The sequence below is a fragment of the Shewanella zhuhaiensis genome (assembly GCF_022484835.1).
Taxonomy (GTDB): Bacteria; Pseudomonadota; Gammaproteobacteria; order Enterobacterales; family Shewanellaceae; genus Shewanella; species Shewanella khirikhana.
In genome coordinates this window covers 154276-166453 of record NZ_JAKUDL010000001.1, presented here as the reverse complement: position 1 = coordinate 166453, position 12178 = coordinate 154276, and the positions used below count along the sequence as shown (strand labels likewise).

Annotated in this window: 9 protein-coding genes; 1 reads left to right on the top strand and 8 read right to left on the bottom strand. The window is 57.5% G+C overall.

The genetic code is table 11. The features are described from left to right. Nucleotides 1-63: 63 nt before the first annotated feature. A complete protein-coding gene (locus MJ923_RS00705) occupies nucleotides 64-765 on the top strand; it encodes an aspartate/glutamate racemase family protein (RefSeq protein WP_240589473.1) in 702 nt (233 codons plus the stop codon). A gap of 64 nt (nucleotides 766-829) precedes the next feature. Here the strand turns inward: MJ923_RS00705 and tldD are convergent, their stop codons facing one another. The 8 genes from tldD to MJ923_RS00665 all read right to left on the bottom strand — a co-directional run bounded on the left by tldD (nucleotide 830) and on the right by MJ923_RS00665 (nucleotide 11965). Further along, the gene (tldD, locus tag MJ923_RS00700) at nucleotides 830-2278 is read right to left on the bottom strand and encodes a metalloprotease TldD (RefSeq protein WP_126169328.1); all 1449 of its coding nucleotides are present in this window, start codon (nucleotides 2276-2278) and stop codon (nucleotides 830-832) included. 23 nt (nucleotides 2279-2301) lie between these two features. Continuing rightward, nucleotides 2302-3144, bottom strand: coding sequence for a carbon-nitrogen hydrolase family protein (locus MJ923_RS00695; protein ID WP_240589472.1), 843 nt, complete (start codon nucleotides 3142-3144; stop codon nucleotides 2302-2304). Next, nucleotides 3068-7300, bottom strand: coding sequence for a YhdP family protein (locus tag MJ923_RS20825; RefSeq protein WP_338092214.1), 4233 nt, complete (start codon nucleotides 7298-7300; stop codon nucleotides 3068-3070). The genes MJ923_RS00695 and MJ923_RS20825 overlap by 77 nt, the downstream gene beginning before the upstream one ends. A gap of 26 nt (nucleotides 7301-7326) precedes the next feature. After that, nucleotides 7327-8793, bottom strand: a complete 1467-nt coding sequence (gene rng, locus MJ923_RS00685) for a ribonuclease G (RefSeq protein ID WP_240590218.1) — start codon at nucleotides 8791-8793, stop codon at nucleotides 7327-7329. Between the two features lie 91 nt (nucleotides 8794-8884). After that, nucleotides 8885-9469, bottom strand: coding sequence for a Maf family protein (locus MJ923_RS00680; protein ID WP_240589470.1), 585 nt, complete (start codon nucleotides 9467-9469; stop codon nucleotides 8885-8887). 6 nt (nucleotides 9470-9475) lie between these two features. Beyond that, nucleotides 9476-9964, bottom strand: coding sequence for a rod shape-determining protein MreD (mreD, locus tag MJ923_RS00675; RefSeq protein ID WP_126169323.1), 489 nt, complete (start codon nucleotides 9962-9964; stop codon nucleotides 9476-9478). Next, nucleotides 9961-10869, bottom strand: a complete 909-nt coding sequence (mreC, locus tag MJ923_RS00670) for a rod shape-determining protein MreC (RefSeq protein ID WP_240589469.1) — start codon at nucleotides 10867-10869, stop codon at nucleotides 9961-9963. The genes mreD and mreC overlap by 4 nt, the downstream gene beginning before the upstream one ends. 46 nt (nucleotides 10870-10915) lie before the next feature. Then, nucleotides 10916-11965 carry a rod shape-determining protein gene (locus MJ923_RS00665; RefSeq protein WP_126169321.1) on the bottom strand — a complete coding sequence of 350 codons (1050 nt, stop codon included), beginning with the start codon at nucleotides 11963-11965 and terminating at the stop codon, nucleotides 10916-10918. Nucleotides 11966-12178: the final 213 nt, after the last annotated feature.

Here is a 12178-nt window from a genome sequence, read left to right as displayed (position 1 = left end):
CAATAAGCTGTATTGGCGTTGGCTTATTGGCGTTGACTTAGGAATAAACACGGGAGAAATCAGATGAAAACCATCGGCATGCTCGGCGGTATGAGCTGGGAGTCCACCTTGAGCTATTACAAGGCAATTAATGAAGGGGTAAAGCAGCGTCTCGGCGGCCTGCACTCGGCAAAGATTGCCCTCTATTCTGTGGACTTTGCCGAAATCGAGCGGCTGCAACATCAGGGCGACTGGGACGCAACAGCCCGCATTCTGACAGACGGCGCGAAAGCTGTGGAAGCCGCCGGCGCCGATTTTCTGCTGATTTGCACCAACACCATGCATAAGGTGGCGCCGCAAATTGCCGCCAATATCCAGATCCCCATTTTGCACATTGCCGATGCCACCGCTAAGCAATTGAAAGCAGACGGCATCAGCAGAGTAGGCCTGCTCGGCACTCGCTTTACCATGGAGCAGGACTTCTACAAATCACGTCTGACTGAGCTGTTTGGCATAGAGGTACTGGTGCCTGACCTTGCCGGGCGCGAGCTGGTACACAGGGTGATTTACGATGAGCTATGCCTTGGCAAGATTAACCCAGCGTCCCGCGAGGCCTATCTTGGCATTATGGGATCACTGGTAAGCCAGGGCGCCCAGGCCATCATCCTGGGCTGCACCGAAATAGCCCTCTTGGTGCGTCAGCAAGATACTCAGATTAAGCTTTACGACACCACTCAAATCCACGCCCAAAGCGCGGTGGAGATGGCGTTGCAGACAGAGGGTTAATCGACAACAAAAAGACGACCCTAGGGTCGTCTTTTCTATTTTTTAGAGCTGCTTTAAAGCTGAGTTACGCCGTGCCGCCAACGGTTAAGCGATCCAGCCTTAAGGTTGGCTGACCAACGCCAACCGGCACGCTTTGGCCGTCTTTACCGCAAACGCCCACGCCCTTGTCGAGCTCGAGATCGTTACCCACCATGGAGATCTGGCTCATGGCCTCGGGGCCGTTACCAATCAGGGTGGCGCCCTTGATGGCCTGGGTGATTTCACCCTTCTCGATAAGGTAGGCTTCGGAGGCAGAGAACACGAACTTGCCTGAGGTGATATCCACCTGACCGCCACCGAAGTTGGGGGCATAGATGCCCTTTTCTACCGACTTGATGATGTCGGCTGGGTTGTCGTTACCCGCAGTCATATAGGTATTGGTCATGCGCGGCATCGGCAGGTGGGCGTAGGACTCGCGGCGACCGTTGCCGGTTGGGGCCACGCCCATCAGGCGGGCATTGAGTTTATCCTGCATGTAGCCTTTCAAAATACCGTTTTCAATCAGCACGGTTCTGTGGGCCGGTACGCCTTCATCATCGATGGTGAGGGAGCCGCGGCGACCCGGCAGGGTGCCGTCGTCCACCACAGTCACCAGGCTTGAAGCCACCTGCTGGCCAACTTTGCCACTGAAGGCGCTGGAGCCTTTGCGGTTAAAGTCGCCCTCAAGACCATGACCCACGGCCTCGTGCAGCAGCACCCCTGGCCAACCCGGACCAAGTACCACAGGCATTTCACCGGCAGGCGCATCCACAGCCGTAAGATTGACCTGCGCCTGACGCACGGCTTCACGGGCGAAGCCAAAGCACATTGGTAAGCCACTGTCGTCATTGGCAAACAGCGGCGCAAAGTCATGGCGACCACCACCACCGGCACCGCCGCGCTCACGCTTGCCGTTTTCTTCCATGATCACCGAGCAGTTGAAGCGCACCAGCGGACGAATATCGGCAGCCAGGGTGCCATCGCTGGCAGCCACCAGAATTTCTTCGTGCACGGCGGAGAGGCTCACCACCACCTGAATGATGCGGGGATCCAGGCTGCGGATATAGGCATCGGCCTGACGCAACATGGCGATTTTGGTGGCTTCTTCCATGGCGGCGATGGGGTCGGCGCTGTCGTACAGGGTCTTGGCACCCTGACGTTTCCAGGCGCGTACCTGATAGTCGCTGCCCACCTGTGCTATGCCACGGGCGGCCAGTGAGGCGGCTTCCAGTGCAGCGGGGGTGATTTCATCGGCATAGGCGAAGCCGGTTTTCTCACCGCTGATGGCGCGCACACCCACGCCACGCTCGATGTGAAACGAACCTTCCTTGATGATGCCATCTTCCAGCACCCAGGTTTCGTGGCGGCTGCCCTGAAAATAGAGATCGGAAAAATCCACCTTGTGAGCGTGGATGAGTTTCAGGTATTCCGCGAGGCTATCCAGGCTCAGTTGGTTGCCGAGCAGGCTGTGTTCCACTTGGGTTAAAAATGGCATCTGGTCTCTCAATAAACTTGTGATTATTCTGATTTTCCGGCGCCCAGCAGCACCGGTTTTGCAAATCGGTTATGGCTTGCCACCGGCATGGCGGCGCGCACTCTGGCAAGTTCGCTCATATCGAGCCTGGCCTGCACCCAGCCAGTGCCCGCAGGCATCTCGGCCAGGGTTTTGCCCCAAGGGTCAATCACCATGCTCTGGCCCCAGGTTTCACGGCTGCCGGTATTGTGGCTGCCCCACTGGGCCGCACCAAGCACAAAGCACTGACTCTCGATGGCCCGCGCCTTGAGCAAAATTTCCCAATGCGCCTCACCGGTTACCCTGGTAAAAGCGGCAGGCAGGGTAATAATTTCTGCACCCGCCAGTCTAAGCGCCCTGAACAGGTCCGGGAAGCGTACATCGTAGCAAATGGCGAGCCCAAGCTTACCAAAGGGGGTGTCCACCACCACCAGCTGTTCACCGGGGCAAAAGGTGTCGCTTTCACGGTAGCGCCTGGTGCCATCGGCCACATCCACATCAAAGAGGTGGATTTTTTCATAATGCCCCAGCACATCGCCTTTATCATCAAATACATAACAGCGGCTGTAAACCCGACCATCACCACTGCGGACCGGAATGGTGCCCGCCACCATATGTACCTGGAAGCGTGCCGCCAGTGCCGACAGCGCCAGCTTTAACGGCTCGTCTTCTGCGGACCAGGCAAGCTGCTCACTCTCATGGCCACCAAATAACAGACAGCACTCGGGCAACACCACCAATTGTGGCTCATCCGCCTGCCTTGGCAAGGCCTCAAGCTGCGATTCGATAAAGGCCAGATTGGCCGCCACATCGCGGCTGCTTTGACATTGCAGCAGACTTATCTGCATGGAAATCTCCGGTGCTTGAGACTTGGCTAAATTGCCTCGGTGCGCTCCATTGTAGCGGTATCGCCCCGGGGAGCAAGTTGGTCAGAGGTGGGGTTTTCAGTTCGTTTTCGTGCTGCGCGGGCGACTGTGCCGGAGCAGGTTCCTGCTTCTGTTCTTGCTTCTGTTCTTGCTCAGGCTGGGTGGCTGGCGGCTGTTGTCCTTCAAGCGACTCAGACTGTGGCTGTCCTGTTGGCGGCACAGTGCCTGCTGGTACCTCGCCGGGTTTTCTTGGCAGCACAGATTCAGGGATTTCTATTTCCTTACTCTTACGCTCCAGCTCTTCCAGCATGGGGTCGCTCATGGTGCCGGTAAGGCGGAAACGGATTTCTGAAATTACCTCAATCACAGGCTCCAGCACCTTGGTCAGGGCGAATGCACCAAGCCCCATGGTCCAGGCGCTGGTACTTAACAGCACCACAGTAGGCACGCTGGACGCGAGCTGAGGCACAAAGCGAATATCGTAGTTCAGGCTCTGGGTGGTTAAGTCGGTAAAGCCGCGCACCTTCATATTGCCGGCGATGGCGTCCATTTCGGTATCCCGGGTCTTCACCACGCCGTTATCCAGCTCCAGCGTGCCGGTGAAGCTGTTATAAAACATGCCCTTGCCAAATACGTCGGTAAAGTCCAGCGACAGCTTGCGCAGCAGCGAGTCCAGACTGAACAGAGAGAAAATCCGTGCGCCCTTGTCGCTTATCTCAGTCAGGCTGCCCTTGCCCAGATTAAAGCTTAAGCCACCGCTGAGGTTACCCAGTTCAAACTCGTGGGGGCCACCACGCCAAAACAGCTCGGCGCTCACATCCAGCGGCGAATCCTTGATGCCGGGGTTAATACCCAGCTGTTCGCTGAGCGCATCAAACTGATTGGCCTTCACAGTAAAGTTCATTCGGGTTTCGTTCAGCTCAGGTGCCGTTTTCCACACGCCCTGACCACGCAGAGTGGCCGCAGGAGATTCCAGCGACAAGGTCTGGAAGCGGTAGCCCCCCTCTTCCGGCTGGGCCTGCATCACCAGATGCCCCAATGGCCGCTGATACAACCTGAAATCATCCACATCCACCGCCAGTGGCGGCAGGTTTTTGGCAATATCATCACTCTTGAAGGCCGCTTCGCCCTCGGCAAATTCCGGCGCCAGATAAAGACGTGATGCCCTGAGTTTGAGGCCGCCACCATGCCAATCGGGGAAGAAATCAATATCACCCACAAACTCGTTGGCTTTAGTGCTCACCCGCCACAAACCGTCCACAGGCTGCGCTGTCAGCAGCGTTTGATTCAGATCCTGCCCCAGAATATTCAGGGTGCCGATTTGGGTGTTGATGGCCATCAGCGGCGGGAAAAAGGACGGCCCTTCACCAGCGCTGTCGTTATTAACGAACCCCATGATGATAGGCAGCCAATCGGCAAAGGCCGCCTTGGTTAAGCGAACCTCCAGGGTACCGGCGCGCACAGGCCCAGCCGGGGCTGATGTCATATCAGCACTCGCGTCTGGCGCCGCAGTCGTTCCTGTAGCGACCGGGACCTGTGTTGTAGCACTGGCTTCAGCGGCTGCGGCTGGCGGAACCGACAGGCTGTCGCTCAGGGTCAGTAAAAAGCTGTCCATGGTTGCGCTTTGCGGATTGATATCTCCTTCAAAGCGGCCCTTGCCATCCAGGGTAAGCGCCAGATTGAGCCCTTTGGCGGAGCCGCCAAGGCTCAGTGACAGGGGCATGGGAGTACCTGCAGTTTTGGCAAATGGCGGTGGCAACTTAAGCTCAGTGTTTCTCAGGCTGGTTTGGGCGGAAGCATCAAGCAGCCAGTCACCCTCAGCGGGCAGGGTCAAATTCAGCTCGCCCTGCCAGGCCATCTGGCCGCTGTAAAACGGCGACAGTGGATTGTCGAGCGCCTTTGGCAGCGTCGCCAAATCCCAGCCACCTTTAAGCTCGGCCTTTACTCCATAGCCTTCGTCGCCATGGGCTCCTGCTACCTTAAGCTCCAACGGCTGACCGAAGAGTCTCGCGTTCAGGCCACGGGTGGTTATCTTGTCGTTGGCAAAACGCAGTTCGCCCTTAACGCGGGTCAGTTGCACTCCTGGGGTTTTAATAAACACCGGGCTTTCTTCAAACAACACCAATCCCTGAATATCCGGCTCTCCGCCATGGTAGAGGGGAATTGCCAAATCCAGATCGCCACGAACCTTGCCCTGCACCTGCACCACTTCAAGAGTCGCGCCCACTGAGTCTTTCAGCGGCGACTGCTGCAACACAGCCGTGGCCGCAGGGCCTGTGGTCGCCAGCGCCGCTTCTACCTTCAGCAGGGTGTTAAGGCCCATTTCGGGAATGTACACATGGGCACCGGCGGCGTTGACGTCTTCGAGCATGCCCTCATCGACCCAAAGATCCATGCGCAGGTTTTCAAACAGGGCTCGCAGGCGAATATCGGTCACTGCCGGCCAGTCGGGTTGGAAGGCGTAATGACCTTCATCGAAAATAAATCCGGCCTGGAAAATGCCTGAGTTGTCGCGATAGGGGAAATCTTGCAGGGCGCCATGCCAGACCACTGCGGCCTCACGGGTGCGCCCTGCCAGAATCGCGCCCTCAAGGTAGTCGGCAAGGGGCTCACCCATGGCGCCGCGGGGCAGATAATATCCGGCGCGGGCACCGTTTTTCACTTCCACACCTGCGGCCAGCGCCAGATGCGCGGGCGCAGCAAAACTGAGGCGCATGGCAGCATCCAGCGCCAGGTCGGCGTTATCGAGCCGCACCGATGGCGCCAGCAAGGTTTGGGCGGCAATATCATACCCAAGCTCCATGCCCGGCGTGGTAAACGCAAGCGGCGCTTTAAAGCCTTTACCGAAATCGGCGCCCAGGGTTTGGGCCGGAACAGAGGCACGCAGCAAATTACCATCAAAATAGAGCCTGGCATCCAGAGCACTGACCCCGGGTACGGCGCCGGAGCGCTGCCATTGAATGGCGCTAAGACTGGCACTGGCAGCCAACTTGCCGGGCTGCCAGCTGATGTTCAGCGCATCTACATTCCCCTGGGGCGCCATTTCCAGCGCGGTGCGCAGCCCTTGCTTGCTGATGCCGGGGATAAGCGGCGTTAACGGCGCCAGGGACGCCAGCGCAATTTGATCTATGCCGCCAGTCAGGCGCTGGCCATCGTAACCAAAACGAAAATCGCTGGACGCCCAGGGAATATCGTTGCTGGCCAATTCCAGTTGGTCACTGCCTAGGATCCAGCCGCGACCATGACGCTGCCACAGGATCCGGCCGCCATCCACCGCCAGGCGCTGGTGACCTTCAATCGCGGGCCATTCAAGGTAACTCGGGGCAAACTCCACCATGGCCGACACCAGGCTGCGATTTGCCACTTCGGCCCAGGCCTGCAAATTGGCAACGCCCTTGAGCGGCAAAGGTTTGCTTTCATCAAACGGATTGGGACGACGGGCGGCCCACTCACCCAGATCCAGCTCGCGGGCGGCAAGGTACGCCTGACCACGAATGCTGTCCGGCTCATTGCCATCGCCTTTTAAATCGATTTGCAGCGACAGTCGCTCGGATTCGTTGGCGTCGGCATCCAGATAGACATAGCCTTCGGCGCGGTGACGCCCCTGGCCGTTGTGCCAGCGCAAATCACCAAGGTAGATGGGGCGAAAATCATGGTGGCGGCTCTTAAGCTGCACCATGGCTTCGCGCATGGCAAAACTCTGCAGTTGCTCAAGCAGCAAACGATACAGCCAATCGGTGCCGGTTGAAGCGGTTTGCTTGTCTTCACCGCCGCCCATGGCATCGAGATCCAGTGCTACCTGTACCCCATCGAATACCACGTTTTCAATGAAGGCCTCGCGGCTTAGCAGGCTCTGCCAGAAATCGAGTTTCACCTCGGTGCGCTTGATAATCAGGGTCAGCGGCAAACCATCCTGGGGCGGCAGCACCAGGTTTTCCACCGTCAGCGCCGGCCCAAAGGCCTGCCACTCGGCGGCAAGGCGGGTCACCTGCACCTTGAGACCATAGTTGTCCCAAAGGTAAGCGGTCACTCTGTCTCTGGCTTGGTCCAGCTGAGGCAACAGGCTGCGGATAAGGCTTACCCCCAGTGCAAACAGCACCAGCAGGGTCGCCAAAGTCAATCCACAAACCCGGCCCACGTTCGCCGGACGCCAGAATCCCGCCACTAGACCATTACCACATCAAACTTGTTCTGGGCGTACAGGGGTTCCATTTGTACCCGAATGCGCTTGCCGATGTAGACTTCCAGTTCGGCCACATGGTGACTGTCGTCGCCACTCAAACTGGCATGCACCGGCGGAGCGCAGTACACCAGAAACTCATCGGCCTTGTAGGCCTTGTTGAGGCGGATGATCTCGCGGAAGATCTCGTAGGACACGGTTTCCACCGTCTTCATGTAGCCGCTGCCCTTACAGGCCGGACACTCACCGCACAGCACATGCTCCAGACTCTCCCGGGTACGCTTGCGGGTCATTTCCACCAGCCCCAAGCCTGAGAAGCCGCTGACATTGGTTTTAACCCTGTCGTTGGCCAGCGCCGCCGTCAGGCTGGTCAGCACCCGCGCCCTGTGATCCTCACTGAGCATATCGATAAAGTCGATGATGATGATGCCGCCGAGGTTTCTAAGCCGCAGCTGGCGGGCAATCGCCTGGGTGGCTTCGAGGTTGGTGTTGAAGATGGTTTCTTCCAGATTGCGGTGGCCAACAAAGGCGCCGGTGTTGATGTCCACCGTGGTCATGGCCTCGGTCTGGTCGATAATAAGGTAACCGCCGGACTTAAGCTCCACCTTGCGACCCAGCGCCCGCTGGATTTCATTTTCCACATCGTAGAGGTCGAAGATGGGCACAGTGCCACTGTACAGCTCAATCTTTTCCTCGAACTCAGGCATAAACTCCTGAGCAAAGTGTTTAAGCTCTTCAAAGGTGCTGCGGGAATCCACCTGGATACGGTCAAGCTCAGTGCCGACAAAGTCGCGCACGATGCGTACAGGTAACGCCAAATCCTGATACAAAAGCGTGCTGCCCTTGCGCTTGCGCCGCTCGGTGACCTTGGCCCACACCCGGCGCAAAAACGATGCATCCTGACGCAGCTCATCTTCGCCCGCACCTTCGGCGGCGGTGCGGATAATAAAGCCGCCGTCTTCATCCACGAAAGGCTGGGTGACTTCTTTAAGGCGAGTGCGCTCTTCTTCGGATTCAATCCGCTGCGACACCCCCACATGGCTGGAACCCGGCATAAACACCAGGTAACGCGACGGTAAGGTGATGTCGGTAGTCAGGCGCGCGCCCTTGGTACCCAGGGGGTCTTTGACCACCTGCACCATGATGTCCTGGCCCTGACGCACCAACTCAGCGATGTCGCGCACCACGAAGTTGCCCTTCTCAACATCGGCCACACACTCGGTGTGGGGCATGATGTCTGAGGCGTGCAAAAAGGCCGCCTTATCGAGACCTATGTCCACGAAGGCGGCCTGCATACCCGGCAGTACCCGGCTGATCCGGCCCTTATAAATATTGCCGACCAAACCGCGTTTCATGCGCCGCTCTATGTGTACTTCCTGCAATACCCCGTGTTCAACCAGCGCCACCCGGGCCTCGTTGGGGGTCACGTTGATCAGCAATTCTGAGCCGATTTTGCGTGGATTTTTCTGACTGGAATAACTTGGGCTGTTCACGGTTTCCCCCTCAGGGAAAGTCAGTTAAACGAATGTCGACGGCGCCGCCTTAAATCAGGGAGAACGCGGCCAGCAGCCGACGGGTCTCAACCAGGGGAAGTCCCACCACGGCGCTGTAGCTGCCGTTGATGGCTTCAACGAAAATACCGCCAAGCCCCTGAATACCATAGGCTCCGGCCTTATCCATTGGCTCGCCGCTGGCCACATAGGCCATGATATCGGCTTCGCTGAGACAAGCGAATTCCACCTTGGTGGTGACAGTGTCGCACAGGGTGCGCTGCCCGTCTGTGAGGGCAACGGCGGTCATGACTTCATGACTGCGTCCGGATAAGGACGCCAGCATGGCGCGGGCATCGGCTTCATCCAGAGGTTTGCCCAGCAGCTCGCCATCCAGCACCACTATGGTGTCTGAACCCAGCACCACGGGGGCATCGATTTGGCCGCACATCGCCAGACCAGCCTTTGCTTTTTCGACCGCAAGCCGGGCGACATAGTTCGCAGGCAGTTCATCAGCCAGTGGCGTTTCATCGATATCCGGGTTAACCCGCTCAAACGAAAAGCCGGAAACACCCAGACCTGCCTGAGCGAGCAGCTCCCGGCGACGAGGGGATTGGGAAGCCAAAACCAGTGTCATTGCGCGTTATCTCACTTTGTAGTGGCGGCGCAGGCGGCGCAGGAACCAGAACACCCAGGGCCAGATAATAAGGCTCGAGAGCATTGGCCAGAAGATGGCGTGGCTGTAGCTGGCCTTGGTGAGCACATACTGCAACCAGAACACCACCAGATGGAACACACCAACCAAGGCTGCCACCAGCAAGGATTGCTGCCAGATGGTGAAGTTGCGCATCCGCTGGAAGTGCATCGCGACTACATAAATTACCAAAGAAAATGCCAGCGCCCTGACCCCTAAGGTCGCGCCAAGCATGATGTCGAGTACCACCCCGAGGATCCAGGCGGTCAAAATGTTGTATCTGTGCGGCAGCGCCATGGTCCAGTAAATCAGCACCAGCAGCAGCCAGTCAGGGCGCCAGGCCTCTACCAAATCCGGCAGCGGCATAATCTGAAATAACACGCCGACGAATAACGTCAGCCACACAACGATTCGGCCATTGGGCGCTTGCAAACTCATTGGGCGCTCTCCTCAGCCACGGCGGCATCCTTGGGCTCTGTCGCATCCACCGCAGGCGTTTCATTGGCTTCAGTATCGCCGACCGGGTTACGGTCCATATCGGGCCAAATCAGCAGCAGGTAACGAATTCTATCCAGCGCAGCCAGCGGCTGGGCGGTTACCCTGGCGTAGGCCTGGGCATCATCGCGGGACACCTCAGTGACCCGTGCTACCGGATAGCCTTCCGGGAAGCGGCGACCCAGGCCGGATGTCACCAGCAAGTCGCCCACCTTCACATCGGTGCTTTTCGCCACGTGGCGCAGCTCCATCTCATCCAGCTCGCCGGTGCCATTGACTATCATGCGCACATCGTTGCGGGTAATACGCACAGGAATGGCGTGGCTGGAATCAGACATCAAGAGCACCCGCGCAGTAATGGCACTGACTTCCACCACCTGGCCGACAATACCCTGAGCATCCAGCACCGGCTGACCGACATAGACGCCATTTTGGGTACCGCGATTGATGACGATTTGCTGATGGAAGGGGTCGCTGGCCACCTCCATCACTTCGGCCACCATTTTGCGGGCATCCATGTGCAGCGGCGAGCCAAGCAAGGCCCGCAGACGCTCGTTTTCCTGACGCAGGTGTTCAAAGCGTTGCAAACGCTCGCTCATCAGCAGTTGCTGACGCAGCATTTCGGCGTTTTGGCGCTGGAGCATGTTACGGGTAGCCAGCATCTCGGCCACGTTGTCCAGCATGTCGCCGGGCACGTTAGCCAGATACTGTAACGGACTCAGCAGGGTAGCCACCGATTGGCGCACCGGCGTGAGGCGATCGTTGGCCACGATGAGGATCACCGACAATGCAATTGCCAGTGTCAATCGGAATTGGTTGGAGACGCCACGAACAAAAATAGGCTTCATAAAATAAAGGAGGCGGTTGCCTCACCGCCTCTTTCGTCCCCGAAAATCAGTTTTCGTCGGAGAAGAGATCGCCACCGTGCATGTCGATCATCTCCAGCGCTTTACCACCACCGCGGGCAACGCAGGTCAGCGGATCTTCTGCAACCATCACTGGAATGCCGGTTTCCTGCATCAGCAGACGGTCGAGGTCACGCAAGAGTGCGCCACCACCGGTCAGCACCATGCCACGCTCGGAGATATCAGAAGCCAGCTCCGGCGGAGACTGCTCCAGTGCCACCATAACGGCACTGACGATACCCGACAACGGCTCTTGCAGGGCTTCGAGAATTTCGTTGCTGTTGAGGGTGAAGCTTCTTGGCACACCTTCGGCGAGGTTACGGCCACGCACTTCAATTTCCAGCACTTCATCGCCGGGATAGGCAGTACCTATGGTGTGCTTGATGCGCTCGGCAGTGGCTTCACCAATCAGGCTGCCGTAGTTACGGCGTACGTAATTGATAATGGCATCGTCAAACTTGTCGCCACCGATACGTACAGAAGAGGAATACACCACACCATTCAAAGAGATAATGGCCACTTCAGTGGTACCACCACCGATATCCACTACCATGGAACCTGTGGCCTCAGATACCGGCAGGCCGGCACCAATGGCGGCCGCCATTGGCTCTTCAATCAGATACACTTCGCGGGCACCAGCGCCCATGGCTGATTCACGGATGGCTCGACGCTCAACCTGTGTGGCTCCCACAGGCACACACACCAGCACGCGTGGGCTGGGGCGGAAAAAACTGTTGTTGTGAACCTGCTTAATGAAGTGCTGCAGCATCTTCTCGGTCACATAGAAATCGGCAATAACGCCGTCTTTCATGGGGCGGATTGCCTGAATGTTACCAGGGGTACGTCCGAGCATCAGCTTGGCTTCGGTACCCACAGCAGCCACGGACTTTTGCCCTGAGCTATTGCGTTCGTTACGAATTGCCACCACCGAAGGTTCATTCAGAACAATACCTTCTTCGCGAACATAAATGAGGGTGTTGGCGGTACCCAGGTCGATCGAGAGATCATTGGAAAAAATGCCACGCAGCTTCTTGAACATGTAACCAGCCTGTTTTTCTGAGGAGCCAGGGAAAAGAAAAATCAGCTAACTTTATCAATGCCACCCTGATTCCACAAGACCGCTGAGGTTAACAAACGCTAATGAAGTGATTTTTTTTGAACCGAAAGTAAGGTGATGAAAAATGCGGCAGTTTTTGATGCAATTTGACGCACTTTTGCATCCTGAATGTGAAAATTGCACCCGCCACCCCAC

Bases quoted from the DNA above. Each gene is read 5' to 3' on its own strand.
- tldD (WP_126169328.1), bottom strand. From the start codon at position 2,278: ATGCCATTTTTAACCCAAGTGGAACACAGCCTGCTCGGCAACCAACTG.
- MJ923_RS00680 (WP_240589470.1), bottom strand. From the start codon at position 9,469: ATGACACTGGTTTTGGCTTCCCAATCCCCTCGTCGCCGGGAGCTGCTC.
- mreD (WP_126169323.1), bottom strand. From the start codon at position 9,964: ATGAGTTTGCAAGCGCCCAATGGCCGAATCGTTGTGTGGCTGACGTTA.
- mreC (WP_240589469.1), bottom strand. From the start codon at position 10,869: ATGAAGCCTATTTTTGTTCGTGGCGTCTCCAACCAATTCCGATTGACA.
- MJ923_RS00705 (WP_240589473.1), top strand. From the start codon at position 64: ATGAAAACCATCGGCATGCTCGGCGGTATGAGCTGGGAGTCCACCTTG.
- MJ923_RS00665 (WP_126169321.1), bottom strand. From the start codon at position 11,965: ATGTTCAAGAAGCTGCGTGGCATTTTTTCCAATGATCTCTCGATCGAC.
- MJ923_RS00695 (WP_240589472.1), bottom strand. From the start codon at position 3,144: ATGCAGATAAGTCTGCTGCAATGTCAAAGCAGCCGCGATGTGGCGGCC.